Raw genomic sequence first — 14,642 nt, forward strand, 5'->3', positions numbered from 1 at the left:
TCCGCCGGCCGCCACCCCTGCCGAAAGTCAGGTCCCGGGGGACGGCCTTCCGGGCGGGCCCGGCGCGTCCGCCACGGGGTTTTCCGGAGCGGGCGCTCACCGTGCCAGGATCGTCAGTGCCATGACTGCCACCTCCTCCGCCGCCTCAGCGGCCGCCCCCGCCACCGCACCCGACGCCCCGGCCCCCGACCGCACCGCGCCCGGACCCGACGCCCGCCCGGTCGCGTCGGTGCCCGCGTCCGCCCGCCCCTCCGAGGAGCCGGCCGGGGCCGCGGACGGGCCCCACGCCGGCCTGCACCGGTCCGTCATCGAATGGTTCGACGCGCACGCCCGCGACCTGCCGTGGCGGCGCCCCGAGGCCGGCCCGTGGGGCGTGATGGTGAGCGAGTTCATGCTCCAGCAGACGCCGGTCAGCCGGGTGCTGCCGGTGTACGAGCAGTGGCTGGCCCGCTGGCCGCGCCCGGCCGACCTCGCCGCGGAACCGCCCGGGGAGGCGGTCCGGGCCTGGGGCCGGCTCGGCTACCCGCGGCGGGCGCTGCGGCTGCACGCGGCCGCCGCCGCCATACAGGAGCGGCACGGCGGCGACGTACCGCGCGAGCACGCGGAGCTGCTGGCGCTGCCGGGGGTCGGCGAGTACACCGCGGCGGCCGTGGCGTCGTTCGCGTACGGACAGCGGCACGCGGTGCTGGACACCAACGTCCGCCGCGTCCTCGCCCGGGCGGTCGGCGGCACGCAGTACCCCCCGAACGCCACCACCGCCGCCGAACGGCGCCTCGCCCGCGAGCTGCTGCCCGACGACGAGCCGACCGCGGCCCGCTGGGCCGCCGCCACGATGGAGCTGGGCGCGCTGGTCTGCACGGCCCGCACTCCGGACTGCGCGCGCTGCCCGGTCGTCACCCGGTGCGCGTGGCGGCAGGCCGGGTCACCGGCGCACGACGGCCCTCCGCGCCGCGGCCAGACCTACGCCGGTACCGACCGCCAGGTGCGCGGCAAGCTGCTGGCCGTGCTCCGGGAGTCGGTGCGCCCGGTGCCGCAGGCGGCGCTGGACCGGGTGTGGCACGAGCCGGTGCAGCGGGCCCGCGCGCTCGACGGGCTGGTCGCGGACGGGCTGGTGGAGCCGCTCGCCGACGGCCACTACCGGCTGCCGCTCGGCTGACCCCGGGCACGGGCCGCCGCGCCGGGCCACCACTCCCCCGCCCGTCGCCCCGCCCGGCACCGCCCGGCCGCCGGCAGGCCCCGGCGGACGGCAGGCCCCGGCGGGCAGGCCCCGGCGGGCAGGCCCCGGCGGGCAGGCCCCGGCGGGCGGGGCCCGGCCCGCGGCCGCCCCGGGCCACCCTCCGCCGCCACCGTCGCCCGCCCGGTATCGCCGTCCTGTGACAAGGCTGTGACAGAGCAGCCACCTGACCAGCACACTCCGCCGTTCCACGGCCGGTTGTTACACAACCTATGGCTGGCTGTGCCGCCTCCGCAGGGCTGGCGTACGGAATGCCGCAACAGCCCCTCCGTAGCGTCCTCCTCGCGTCGCCGACCAGACCGCGGCCCCAGCGAAGGGGCGGGTTCGGACGGCGGACGGGGCGCGCCGCACGACCGGCGGCGCGGTACGTGGGGAACACAGTGGAATGGAGGGCTGCGAGATGGCCAGCAGCGGCAAGGTTCTGGATTTCGAAGAGTACGTACGGAACCGGCAGGACGCGCTGCTGCGCAGTGCCCGCCGCCTGGTCCCGGACCCGATCGAGGCCCAGGACCTGCTCCAGACCGCTCTGGTCCGCACCTACGGCCGCTGGGACGGCATAGCCGACAAGTCGCTGGCCGACGCGTATCTGCGCCGGGTGATGATCAACACGCGGACGGAGTGGTGGCGGGCCCGTAAGCTCGACGAGGTGCCGACCGAGCAACTGCCGGAGGCCCGGGTCGAGGACAGCACGGAACAGCACGCGGACCGTGCCCTGCTCATGGACATCCTGGGAGTCCTCGCGCCCAAGCAACGCAGCGTCGTCGTGCTGCGACACTGGGAGCAGATGAGCACGGAGGAGACGGCGGAGGCCCTGGGAATGTCCACCGGCACGGTCAAGAGCACGCTGCACCGGGCGCTCGCCCGCCTGCGCCAGGAGCTGGAGAGCCGTGACGCGGACGGCCGTGCCCTGGGCCGAGGAGCCGTCCGCGACGATCGGGGGCAGGAACGGTGCGCGGCCTGACCAAGGCCACTCCCAGCAGAACCGCTCTGAGCAGGACCGCTCTGATCTCGGGCGGTGCTGTCGCGGCCCTCGCGGCGGCCGGCGGCTTGGCGCTGGTCGGCTGCGGCGCGGGCAGCGAGGGCGTGCGCAAGGAGGGGAAGGCGGAGACCCAGCAGGTCGCCACCTCCGCTCCGGATTCCTACAGCAATTCGACGAACGACGCCTCGCCCTCGGCGAAGCCCAAGTCGGAGACGGGCCCCCGGCCGGCGAAGGTGAACCCCGTCCAGCTGGTGAAGTCCGACCCGAAGGTGAACGCCGGACTCAAGGCGAACCTCAAGCCGTGCACCGACGACGGGGACGAGTACCCGGTGGACGTGGCCTACGGGGCGCTCACCGGGAAGTCGTCCACCGACGTCGTGGTCACCGTGATGAACTGCAAGGACGGCGCCGGCATCGGCTCGTACGTGTACCGCAAGAGCGGTGACCGCTACGAGAACGTGTTCACGGACGAGCGGGGCCCGCTGTTCGCCGGTATCGACGGCAAGGGCCGGCTCACGGTCACCCAGCTGGTGTACACCTCCAGTGACACGGTGTGGCCCTCCGGCGAGGACCTGATCGTCTTCGAGTGGTCGCCGGCCAAGGAGAAGTTCACCGAGGCGTCGCGCACCCGCACGGACTACAGCGAGACCACGGGCGACGAGCCGGGCGAGGCACCGGACGACGAACCGGCCGTCAGCCCGGACGAGCAGCCGGCGGCCGGCGCGGACCCGGACGCGGACGTCGACGCGGGACCGGACGACGAACAGGCGGTCGGCACGCAGCCGGCCGCCCTCCGGCCCGTGGCCGGTGCGACAGAGGAAGGCTGACGGCGGCGGTGCCCGAAACCCATGTGCTCTTCGTGGAGGACGACGACGTCATCCGGGAGGCCACCCAGCTCGCGCTGGAGCGCGACGGCTTCGTGGTGACGGCGGCCCCCGACGGGCTGACCGGCCTGGAGGAGTTCCGGGCGAACCGGCCCGACATCGCCCTGCTGGACGTGATGGTGCCGGGTCTGGACGGGGTCAGCCTGTGCCGGCGGATCCGCGACGAATCCACCGTTCCGGTGATCATGCTCTCCGCGCGGGCCGACTCCATCGACGTGGTGCTGGGCCTGGAGGCCGGCGCCGACGACTATGTGACCAAGCCGTTCGACGGCGCGGTCCTGGTGGCCCGGATACGGGCGGTGCTGCGCCGCTTCGGCCACGCCAGCGGGCCGGGCGGAGTCGCGGCCGCCCCGGAGGCGGACGGGCCCGAGGACGAGGTTCTGCGCTTCGGCGACCTGGAGGTCGATCCGGAGGGCATGGAGGTGCGCAAGGCCGGCGCACCGGTGTCGCTGACCCCCACCGAGATGCGGCTGCTGCTGGAGTTCTCCGCCGCGCCGGGCACCGTGCTCTCCCGCGACCGGCTGCTGGAGCGGGTCTGGGACTACGGCTGGGGCGGCGACAGCCGGGTGGTGGACGTCCATGTGCAGCGGCTGCGCCACAAGATCGGCCACGACCGGATCGAGACCGTCCGCGGCTTCGGCTACAAACTCAGGCCCTGACCCGCCGCACCCCGGCCAGGGCGCACCGCACGCGGCACGCCCGGCCCGCGCCCCCGCACCACGCATGCCCCTGATCCCCGTCCCCCGCGCACCCGCACCGCACCCGACGCCCCCGATCCCGATGCCCCGGGCCCGGCACCGACCCGGCACCCCGCCCGGAACCGACGCGCCGACCGACGCGCCGGCCCGACGCCCCGATCCCCTGAAGAGACGATGAAGAAGCTCGTGTTCCGCTCCGGCCTGCGCTGGAAGGTCAGCCTGGCCATCGCCGCCGTCGGTGCCCTGGTCGCGATCGCGCTGAGCCTGGTGGTGCACAACGCCGCCCGCGTCTCCATGATCGACAGCAGCCGGGACGTGATGGACGAGCGGGTGATGGTCGCCCAGAAGTGGTACGAGAAGAACGGCACCGAGTTCAACGCCAAGCTGGACGACCCCGCCCTGCCCGAGCAGCTGAAGAAGGAAGCCGCCCGCGGACTGCGCGCCACCTACGTGGACGACTCCGGCCCCGGCGCGCCCGAGGTGTGGGCCTCGGTCCCGCTCCGCAACGGCAAGGTGCTCTCCGCGCACGGCCGCTTCGAGGACCGCTACGAGGTGCTCCGGGACCTGGACCGGGCCCTGATCATCGGCTCGGTGGCGGTGGTGCTCGGCGGCACCGCGCTCGGCGTGCTCATCGGCGACCAGCTGTCCCGGCGGCTGCGCAAGGCCGCGATGGCGGCCCGCAAGCTCGCCCAGGGCGACTCCGAGGTCCGGGTCCGGGAGGCGATCGGCGGCCGGGTACGGGACGAGACGGACGACCTGGCGCGGGCCGTGGACGGCATGGCCGAGGCGCTCCAGCAGCGGCTGGAGGCCGAGCGCCGGGTCACCGCGGACATCGCCCATGAGCTGCGCACCCCGGTGACCGGGCTGCTCACGGCGGCCGAGCTGCTGCCGCCGGGCCGCCCGACCGAACTGGTGCGGGACCGGGCGCAGGCGATGCGCACCCTGGTCGAGGACGTGCTGGAGGTGGCCCGGCTGGACGGCTTCGCCGAACGGGCGGAACTCCAGGAGATCGACCTGGCGGAGTTCGTGGTCCGCCGGGTCCGGGTGGCGGCGCCGGACGCCCGGGTGATCGTGGTGCGGGAGGACCGGGTCAGCACCGACCCGCGCCGACTGGAGCGGATCCTGGGCAATCTGCTGGCCAACGCCGCCAAGCACGGCAAGCCGCCGTTCGAGGTGACGGTGGAGGGGCGGGTGCTGCGGGTGCGCGACCACGGGCCCGGCTTCCCGGAGTCGCTGCTCAAGGAGGGGCCGAGCCGCTTCCGCACCGGCAGCAAGGACCGGGCCGGCGGCGGGCACGGCCTGGGGCTGACCATCGCCGCCGGCCAGGCCCGCATCCTGGGCGCGCGCCTCACCTTCCGCAACGCCGAGCCGACCGCCGAGGGGAAGGAAGGCGCGGTCGCGGTGCTCTGGCTGCCCGAGTCGGCGCCCACCAACACGGGCAGCTTCCCGGTCATCGACGTACCGGACTGACCCGGCGGACGCCCGCGAGGGGCGGGCCCCGCAGGGCCCGCCCCTCGTCACACACGTCACACCGCGTCACCGGCTCCGGCTGCGGAGTCCGTGGGCGCGCTCCGTGTCCCGGCGCAGGGCCGGATCACACACCCGCGCCGTGGCCGCGCAGGAAGTGCACCGGCTCCACCGCGGTGCCGTAGTTCGGGGTGGTGCGCACCTCGAAGTGCAGGTGCGGACCGGTCGAGTTACCGGTGTTGCCGGACAGGCCGATCTGCTGGCCCTTGCCGACGGTCTGGCCCACGTGGACCTGGATCTTCGACAGGTGGGCGTACTGGGTGTAGACCTGGGCGCCGTGCCGGATGACGATCGCGTTGCCGTACGCGGGGCCGTCACCGCCACCGTTCGGACCGGCCTTGACGACCGTGCCCGCGTGGGCGGCCTTCACCGCGGTACCGGTCGGCACCACGAAGTCCTGACCACTGTGGTTGTGCGCCCAGTGGCTACCGGCGAGACCGAAGGTCGAGCCGAGGGTGTACTTGTTGAGCGGCGCGGTCCACGAGCTCGGCTTCGGCTTGGGCGCGGGCTTCGGGGCCGGCTTGGCGGCCGGCTTGGGCGCCGCCTTCTTCGCCACCGCGGCACGGTCGTCGCCACGCGTCGCCTTCTTGGCCTGTTCGGCCTTCTTGGCCCGCTCGGCCGCCGCCTTCTTCTCGGCCGCCGCCTTCTTCGCGGCGTCGGCCTTCTTCGCCGCCTCGGCCTTCTTCGCGGCCTCGGCCTGCTTGGCCGCGTCGGCCTTCTTCGCCGCGTCCGCGGCGGTCTGCTCGGCGGCGGCCACCGGGCGGTGGTCCGAGGAGGGCGAGTCCACGGCGAGCGCCACCCCGGCCCCCAGCGCGACCGTCGCTCCCATGCCCATGCCCACGACTGCGGCACGGGTGCGGACCGACGTGCTCGCGATACGGGTCGTGATGTGCTTCCTCATCAAGAACTACCTCTCGGACTGGCGTCAGAACATGAATCCATCCCGGCAGCCCGCCGGGACGTCCACACCTTGGTAACCCGCCATTGCCAGCCCGCCAAGAGGGGTTTCTACTAGCCGGACCCGTAGACGCGGGCAAGGGAACAAACCCGCTCCGAGGGAGCACCGGATGCCTTGGAAAGGAAATCCAAACCCCGCGGAAAACCGTCGGAAAACCGAAATTACACCTGCTCTGACCTGCGGAGATTTACAGAAAGCAGGAACTGTGTACCCCCTGCCCCGCAATGGTCCCGCAGCCTCCGGGCCATTGGTCCCGACCGCCCCCGCAAGCCATCTTCTAAAGTGTCTAGTAGATCGATTGGGCCTGTGCGGCATGTCACCGGCAAGCAAGATCGAATCTCTTTTTCGCGGGACTTGCGCCTGTCCGTTTCGGGACCAACGGCCCGGCCGCCGGGCGCGCCCGGCGCTCACTCCGGGGCCACCGCACGGTGACACTCCGCGTCCGCCGCCCGGGGCACGCCCCCGGACGCGACTCGATACCGCCACCCCCGGTGACCGCCCCATCGCTCCCCGCGGACCACGGCCCCGGCCCCGCCTCGCCCCGACGGGCCGGGGGACGCGCGCCGCCCCCGCCCCCGTCCCCACGCCACGCCACGCCTGACGGCTGTCGCTCGACCCCGGGGTACGCCGCCCCTGTGGCCCTCTCTCACTCCCGGGGTACGCCGCCCTGTGTCCCTCATCTGCGGGGGTACGCCGCCCCGCGGCCCTCTTCCCGGGGTACGCCGCCCCGCGGCCCTCCTTCCCGGGGTACGCCCGCCCCGCGGCCCCCTCTCACCTCTGGGGGATACGCCCGACGGCCGTCCCTCGCCCCGGGGCGCACGGCGGCCCTCGGCCAGCCCCCCGACGGTCGGCCAGGGCGCCTCGCCGCCCCTGCCACCGCGGTCAGCCGGCCGGCCCCGCCCCGCCCGGTCCGGCCCCGCCCGGTGCGGCCCCGCGGTGACGACCCGCCCACCCCGCGGCGACCGACCCGTCCGCCCCGGCCGTCCCGGCCGTCCCGGCCGTCCCGGGGCAACCGACCTCCCGGCCCGAGGGTGGCGGCCGGCCGGCCCCGAGGGTGACCGGCCGCCGTGCCCGGGCCGACCGGGCCCGGCCGACCCGGCCCGAGAGGCCGGGCGCACCCTCCGCGGCGGTACGCGCCCCGCGCGGCGCCCCTCCGCGGGGCGAACGGCGCCCGGCCCCGGGGGACTTGGCCGGCCCCGGCCGGACCCCCCTCCGGTAGCCTGTGGCCGGCAGCCGCCGACGCCACCGCGCTGGTGCGCGGCCACCCGCCGCTACCCGCCGCAGCGGATCCGCGGAGGCGGCGGCGGACGCGTCCGGAGGGCACCACTAGACACGCGGGGACGCGGGCCTCACCCCCGGCACCCGCTCGCCACCCACCGGGGCAGACGGCGTGCGGGCGCTCGGCCTCGGGGCGGCCGGGCACCGCGGGGGACGGGCGGACCACGCGGTACCCGCCCCCTCCGGCTCGGGCGGCCCCGCCCGGCCCGGCACGGCGGGCCGAAACAGTCCGGACACACCACCACCGGGGGGACCGTCGGATGGATCCCGCAGTCATCGGCGCTCGTCTCGCGTCCAGCGCCGTCACACCGCTGATCAGGAAGCTGTTCGTGGCGGAGGGGCCGGGGGCCGGGCTGGTCGACAAACCGGTCCGCATCTCGGCCCTGGTCTCCTTCCCCAAGGAGAAGCGCACGCTGACCGAGCGGGACCTGCGCAAACACGCCCGGCGGCTGGTGGAGCGGGCGGTGGACGCCGCCGGCCCCGGGGAGCGGCCGTGCCCGGCGGACGAGGACCAGGCCGTCGCCGACGCGCTCGCCCGCACCCTGACCGTGCTGGGCGACCTCGACATGGACGATGTGCAAGCGGTCCGGCTGGGCCACCGCACGCTGGTCCTGCGGCTGGTCAACCAGGCCCTCGACCAGGGGCTCGTGCTGGATCTGAGCTGGGACGCGACCGAGTTCTACCGGAGCCTGCTGGAGACCGCCTGCCTGCACATCCTGCACTTCTTCACCCAGCGCTCCACCTTCGTCGCGCGCACCCTGTTCGAGCAGACCCGGCAGCTCGACGAACTCACGGCCAAGATCGACCTGGTGCTGGAGCGCACCCCGGCGCACGCCTCCGGCGACGCCCGCTTCGAGGCGCGCTACGCCGAGTACGTCACCACCAAACACGGCACGCTCAGCATCGTCGGGCTCGACCTGGACCGCACCCAGGCCAGCTGGGCGCTGGACACCGCCTATCTGAGCCTGCACACCGTCGCCCGGGACGAGGCCGCCGCGGGCGACGTGCTCGTCGCCGACGGGCCGCCGCGCCCCGCGGAGCAGGCGCTCGCCGGGCACGGCCGGGTGCTGCTGCGCGGCGTGGCGGGTTCGGGCAAGACCACCCTGGTGCAGTGGCTGGCGGTCAGCGCCGCCCGGTCCCGGCCGCCGGCCGGGATGGAGCAGCTCGCCGGGCGGGTCCCGTTCGTGATCCCGCTGCGGACCGTCGTCCGGGGCGGGCCCCTGCCCGCGCCCGGCGGGTTCCTCGCCGCCGTGCACAACCCGCTGCACGGCGCCCAGCCCGACGGCTGGGCCGACCGGGTGCTCACCGCCGGGCGCGGGCTGCTGCTCGTCGACGGCATGGACGAGATCCCCGAACGCGACCGCGAGCGCGCCCGGACCTGGCTGGGCGATCTGCTGATCGCCTACCCGGACAACCTCTGGCTGGTCACCTCGCGCCCCACCGCCGTCGCCGACGCCTGGCTCGCCGACCTGGACTTCGCCGAACTGGAACTCTCCCCGATGAGCCGCGACGACATCGCCGCGTTCATCGAACGCTGGCACGACGCGGCGCACGCCACCTGCCGCACCGACGAGGAGCGGGAACGGCTCCCCGGCTACCGGGCCGCCCTGCTGACCGCCGTGCGCACCAAACCGGACCTCGCCGGGCTGGCCACCAACCCCCTGATGTGCGGGCTGATCTGCGCCCTGCACCGGGCGCGCCGCGGCTATCTGCCGCCCGGCCGGAAGGAGTTGTACGACGCGGCGCTGCTGATGCTGCTGGAGCGCCGCGACCGGGAACGCGACATCTTCACCTCGGCCGATGTGCAACTGCCCGCCGAGACGCAGATCCAGTTGCTCCAGCGGCTGGCCTACTGGCTGATCCGCAACGGCCAGGCGGAGATGGGCACCGAGCAGGCCGAACGGATCCTCGCCGAGGCGCTGCCGTCGGTGGCCGCCGCCCAGGTGCTCGGAGCCGCCCCGCAGGTCCTGGCCCATCTGCTGCTGCGCAGCGGGCTGCTGCGCCGGCCGTCGTGGAACACCGTCGACTTCGTCCACCGCACCTTCCAGGACTACCTCGGCGCCAAGGCCGCCGTGGAGCACGGCGACTTCGGGCTGCTGGTCAACAACGCCCACGACACCCAGTGGGAGGACGTGGTGCGGATGGCGGTGGCGCACGCCCGGCCCCGGGAGCGCGCCGAGCTGCTCACCCGGCTGCTGGAGCGCGCCGCCGCCACCCCCGGCCTGCGCACCCGGCTCCATCTGCTCGCCGCGGCCTGCCTGGACCACGCGCCGGACCTCGACCCGGCGGTACGGGACCGGGTCAAACGGCAGGCGGCCCGGGAGGTGCCGCCGGCCGACGCCGCCGAGGCCCGCGCCCTCGCCGAGATCGGCCCGCTGACCCTGGAACTGCTGCCGCCGCGCGGCGAACTCGACGGCGGTCACCCGGACGCCGCTGCGGACGCCCCGGCCGGTGCGGAGGAGGAGGCGCACGCGGCCGCCGAGGCGTGTGTGATCACCGCCAGTCTGATCGGCACCGACGCGGCCATCCCCTATCTGCGCGACTTCGCCGACCACCCCCATCTGCCGGTGCGTTCCCAGCTGTCCTCCAGCTGGCGGCGGTTCGACACCGCCCGCTACCACGCCGAGGTGGTCGCCCGGCTCGCCCCGGACGACCTGTACTTCACGGCCGAGACCGCCGAGCACGTCCGGCTGCTGCTCGCCGACGGCCGGCACCGCCTGATGCTGCGCGGGGACTTCACCGCCCAGGACCTCCGCGGCCTGCCGGCGGGCCGGCTGACCCACCTGCGGCTCGACCGCAACCCGGACCTGGCCGACCTGACCGCCCTGGACCACCTGACGGGGCTGCGCGCCCTCGTCCTCACCCGGTGCGGCGCGGTCACCGACCTGACCCCGCTGGCCGGCCTCGGCGGCCTGCACAGCCTGGACTGGGCCCCGCCGCCACCGCGCGGGCTGCCGCACGGGCTGGCGGCCCTCACCGGCCTGCGGCAACTCCGCCTCACCCTGCCCGGCCCCGCGCTGCCGCCGGTGCTGCTGCCCCACGTGACCTGGCTGGAGCTGGACGTGTACCACCCGGAGCTGGACGCGGCGCGGGTCGCCGCCTGTTTCCCGGCGCTGCGCCGGCTGCGGGTCGTCTTCCGCAGCAGTCCCGAACCGGGCCGGCTGGACCTGGCCCCGCTGGGCGCCCTGCCCGCGCTGGCCGCGGTGAGCGTCGCCCGCGCCGAACGGCTCACCGGCGCGGAGGCCCTGCCGCCGGCCGCCGCCCTCACCGTCCACCAGCGTCCGCCCCGGCGCTCCATCGGACTGCCCACCGAGCCGGCCGACTACCCCTAATCTGTCGGTACATCACATGAAGGGGTGGACATGAGCGACCCATCCGACAGCATCGAACTCGCCGACGCGGTACAGGCCGTACGGGACGGACTGCTGACCGCCGCCCAGCGGGCGGCCGACCAGGACGTCGTGTTCGAGGTGGGCGACATCGCGATGGAGTTCACCGTCGAGCTGCGCCAGGAGACCAAGGGCGGCGGCCGGGTCAGGGCACTGGTGGTGGACGCGGGGGCGGACCGCACCCGGGCGGAGACCCGCACGCACAAGGTGGGCTTCACCCTCCGGGCCAAGGACGCCCGGACCGGCGGGCCCTGGCAGGTGGGCAACCGCCGCCCGGCCGGCACCGGTCTCTTCGGGCAGGGGCAGGGCGGCTCGTGATCCGCGGCCCGCTCCCGGCGGCGGACCGGGTGGTGGCGGTCTTCTCCGGGGGGCTCCAGGGCAGCGGTGTGCTGCTGAGCCGTCTGACGGTGCTCACCTGCGCGCATGTGCTGGGTGACACCGAGGACACCACGGTGGCCCATCCGTCCGGCGGCGGGCCGGTCCCGGTGGAGGTCGTGTGGTCCGATCCGGCGGCGGACCTGGCCCTGCTCGGCTTCCGGTCCAGACCCGGCGTCGCGCCCGCGGGACCTCCGGGGCGGTGGAGCCGGCTCCGCCTCGGGCAGGTCGCCACCCGCTCCCCGCTACCGGACTGCGAGGTCATCGGCTTTCCCGACGTCCAGCGCCAGGCGGGCGACCTCGACCTGGACCAGTTCGAGGGCACCGTGCTGCCCGGCGCGGGCCGGCTGCGCGGCGTCCTCACCTTCGAACTGGCCCGCCCCTCGGCGGCGGAACCCCCCGCCGACGGCGCGGCCTCGCCGCTGGAAGGGCTCTCGGGGGCACCGGTCTTCGCCGGGGAGGTGCTGCTGGGCGTGGTCCGGCAGGTGCCGCGCGGGCGCAACCACGTGCGTCTGGAGTGCGTGCCGGTCACCGCTCTCCTTCCGACCGCCCCGGGACAGGCACCGCCCCAGAACTTCGACGACACCTTCCGGCAGCCGGAGCCCGCCCCCCGCTGGGAGGAGGTCACCGCATCCCACGCCGGCGACCAGGCGTACGAGGAGGAGTACGCCCGAGCGGTGCGCAACCACTACCGCAGGAGCAAGATCTTCGGCATCGACGGGCTGGACACCAACGACACCACCTGGGACATGGACACCGCCTACCTCAGCCTGGAGGCGCAGCCGCCGGTGGCCGCGCGGGGCCCGGGGGAGGGCCCGCCCGGCTCCCCCGGCACCGGCCAGCCGCGCCGGGTCGACGAGCTGCTCTCCGACCGCCCCCGCACCCTGCTGCGGGGCGAGGCGGGCGCCGGGAAGACGACGCTGGTGTGGTGGCTCGCCGCGCACGCCGCCGAGCACACCCTCGGCCCCGAGCTGGCCGAGCTCAACGGCCTGGTGCCGTTCGTCGTCCCGCTCCGCGAACTCCGCAGCAAGGGGCTGGACTTCCCGATCCCGTCCCAGCTGGCCAAGGTGGCCCGGCTGGCCGTCGACGACCCGCCCGACGGCTGGGCGGGCCGCGTGCTGAAGGCCGGCCGCGGGCTGCTCCTCATCGACGGGCTGGACGAGGTGCCCGCCGCCGAACGGGAGGACGCCCGCGACTGGCTGGCCGCCTTCCTGCTCCAGCACCCGCAGACCCGCTGCATGGCCACCGTCCGGCCCGGGGCGGTGGACAACGACTGGCTGCGCTCGGAGAAGTTCGAGGAGCTGACCCTGCTGCCGATGCGGGACACCGACATCCGGTCCTTCGTCGCCGCCTGGCACCGGACCGCCCGCAAGGAGTGCGCCGGCTACCCCGACCCGCAGCGGGCCCGGGAGGAGCGGGACGAGCTCCGGGAGCTGGAGACGGACCTGCTCCAGCAGTTCGCCCGCAACCCGGCACTGCAGACCCTCGCCCGTACCCCGCTGCTGTGCGCGGTGATCTGCGCCCTGCACCGCCGGCGCGGCGGGATGCTGCCCGACACCCGCTGGGAGCTGTACCGGGCCACCCTCGCCATGCTGCTGGGCGCCCGGGACAAGCGGCGCAAGGTCTGCAACCCCGAGGGCATAGCGATGGGCCCCGAGGAGCACCAGGAGCTGTTGCAGGCGATCGCGGTGTGGCTGGTGCGTACCGGTCAGAACCAGCTCACCCCCGCCGAGGCCGAGCGCCGGATCGCGCAGGCGCTGCGGGCCCTCCCCCAGGTGGGCGAGCAGGGCGGCCCGGCGACCGTGCTCAAGCACCTGCTCAACCGCAGCGGGCTGCTCCAGGAGCGCTCGGACGACGCGATCCAGTTCATCCACCGCACCTTCCAGGACTACCTGGCCGCCAAGGCGCTCATCGACGGCGGCGGGCCCAAGGAGCTGCTGAACCACGCGCGGGACGAGCAGTGGCAGGACGTGATCCAGCTCGCGGTGGGCCACTGCCGGCCGGCCGAGCGCGTCGAACTCATCCGGGGCCTGCTCGACCAGGGCGACCAGGCCGCGGAGGCGGAGCAGCGGGAGTCCCTGCACCTGCTGGCGGCACACTGCCGCATCGGCGTCACGGTGCTCGACGGCGAGGTGCAGCGGGCCGTCGACGACCGGGTCCGGTCGATGCTGCCGCCGCACGTGGTGAGCGACGCGGTACCGCTCGCCTCGCTGGGCCCCTATCTGCTGCCCTTCCTGCCGGGTCCCGACGGGCTCCCCGCCGCGGTGGCGCGGGCGGTCGTCGATCTGATCGGGGCGGTGGGCGGCCGGGAGGCGGTCCCCTACGCCCGGCGCTTCACCAACTGCGCGGCCGCTGGTGTCCGGGAAATGCTCTGCGGGAGCTGGTCGCGCTATCCGGCCGCGGAATACGCCACCGAGGTGCTGGCCCGGATGCCGCTCGAATCGGAAATGCTGAACGTCCGTACCCGGGAGCAGCTGTCGCAGCTCGGAGTTCTCGGCCGGGTCGGCAGCATCGCGCTCATGTCCAGCGCGTTCCGGCCGGAGGAACTCACCCGCCATTTCACTTCGTCCGTGGCCGTCCGCCGCCTGATGATCGTGGGCAACACCCGAATCCGGGATCTCGGCTTCCTCCGGACACAGCGGGAACTGTCGCATCTCTACCTGACCCGCTGCCCGAGTCTGCGGGACATCTCCGCGGTGGCGGAGCACCGCCTGAGATCGCTGAGCCTCGATGTGCCGCTGGCGCTCACGGCCCTGGCACCCGTACGGCGGATCCCCGGCCTCGGCACTCTCGACATCCGGCTGCGCCAGGAGAACGGCGAGGTGGGACTTCCCGAGGCACACCCGGATGTCACCCGACTGAAAGTGACCGCGGACCATCCCTTTCCGCTGGACTCCCTCACCGAATGGCCCGCGCTGAAGCACCTCGAACTCGATGTGCGTTTCGAACCGCTCTCCCGGCTGGGCACGCTGGCCCCGGCGTCCCAGGTCTCGGAACTCACGCTTTCGCTGCGTCAGCCGCCCGACTTCGCACCGGTGGAACCGCTGCCCCGGATCACGTCGCTGCAACTGCTGCTCCGGCACCCCGAACCCGTCGGGTGGCTGGGCGAGATCGGCCGGCTCTTTCCCGGTCTCACCGCGCTGCGTCTGGTCGTTCCGCGGACCAGCGGCGTGACCATTCCGCTGGACCTCACACCGCTCGGCGCGCTCCCGGATGTACAGGTGCGACTGGACGCGCACGCGGAACTCACCCTCATCGGGGAGGAAGCCCTCGGCGACCGACTCACGGTGCGCCGCTGAACGGCCAGAAAGCGCGAAGAA

General features: G+C 74.6%; 9 protein-coding genes. 8 read left to right on the forward strand and 1 reads right to left on the reverse strand.

Annotation, left to right across the window (positions count from 1 at the left end; all coding sequences use genetic code 11):
- Positions 1–121 precede the first annotated feature (121 nt).
- The 5 genes from ACH4B3_RS19615 to cseC all read left to right on the forward strand — a co-directional run bounded on the left by ACH4B3_RS19615 (position 122) and on the right by cseC (position 5,265).
- Complete coding sequence (locus ACH4B3_RS19615; RefSeq protein WP_398464236.1) at positions 122–1,156, forward strand: A/G-specific adenine glycosylase; 1,035 nt, start codon at positions 122–124, stop codon at positions 1,154–1,156.
- Positions 1,157–1,634: 478 nt separating this feature from the next.
- A complete protein-coding gene (locus tag ACH4B3_RS19620) occupies positions 1,635–2,195 on the forward strand; it encodes a SigE family RNA polymerase sigma factor (RefSeq protein ID WP_398464238.1) in 561 nt (186 codons plus the stop codon).
- A complete protein-coding gene (locus ACH4B3_RS19625) occupies positions 2,183–3,040 on the forward strand; it encodes a hypothetical protein (RefSeq protein WP_398464240.1) in 858 nt (285 codons plus the stop codon). Before ACH4B3_RS19620 ends, ACH4B3_RS19625 begins: the two co-directional genes overlap by 13 nt.
- 8 nt (positions 3,041–3,048) lie before the next feature.
- Positions 3,049–3,756 carry a two-component system response regulator CseB gene (gene cseB, locus ACH4B3_RS19630; RefSeq protein WP_398464242.1) on the forward strand — a complete coding sequence of 236 codons (708 nt, stop codon included), beginning with the start codon at positions 3,049–3,051 and terminating at the stop codon, positions 3,754–3,756.
- A 213-nt stretch (positions 3,757–3,969) separates the two neighbouring features.
- Entirely contained in the window at positions 3,970–5,265 is a 1,296-nt protein-coding gene (cseC, locus tag ACH4B3_RS19635) for a two-component system sensor histidine kinase CseC (RefSeq protein ID WP_398464244.1), read from the forward strand.
- 124 nt (positions 5,266–5,389) lie between these two features.
- Here cseC and ACH4B3_RS19640 read toward each other — a convergent pair whose 3' ends face one another.
- A complete protein-coding gene (locus ACH4B3_RS19640; RefSeq protein WP_398464246.1) occupies positions 5,390–6,223 on the reverse strand; it encodes a M23 family metallopeptidase in 834 nt (277 codons plus the stop codon).
- A 1,595-nt stretch (positions 6,224–7,818) separates the two neighbouring features.
- On the opposite strand from ACH4B3_RS19640, the gene ACH4B3_RS19645 reads away from it, so the two are divergent.
- The 3 genes from ACH4B3_RS19645 to ACH4B3_RS19655 are packed head-to-tail and all read left to right on the forward strand — an operon-like array spanning position 7,819 to position 14,621.
- Positions 7,819–10,890: an NACHT domain-containing protein gene (locus ACH4B3_RS19645; RefSeq protein ID WP_398464248.1), complete on the forward strand. Its 3,072-nt coding sequence runs from the start codon at positions 7,819–7,821 to the stop codon at positions 10,888–10,890.
- 30 nt (positions 10,891–10,920) lie between these two features.
- Positions 10,921–11,265, forward strand: a complete 345-nt coding sequence (locus ACH4B3_RS19650; protein WP_398464250.1) for a trypco2 family protein — start codon at positions 10,921–10,923, stop codon at positions 11,263–11,265.
- Positions 11,262–14,621, forward strand: a complete 3,360-nt coding sequence (locus ACH4B3_RS19655; protein ID WP_398464252.1) for an NACHT domain-containing protein — start codon at positions 11,262–11,264, stop codon at positions 14,619–14,621. The genes ACH4B3_RS19650 and ACH4B3_RS19655 overlap by 4 nt, the downstream gene beginning before the upstream one ends.
- The last annotated feature ends 21 nt before the right edge of the window (positions 14,622–14,642 follow it).

The sequence above is a fragment of the Streptomyces sp. NPDC018031 genome (genome assembly GCF_044327625.1).
In the GTDB taxonomy this organism is placed as follows: domain Bacteria; phylum Actinomycetota; class Actinomycetes; order Streptomycetales; family Streptomycetaceae; genus Streptomyces.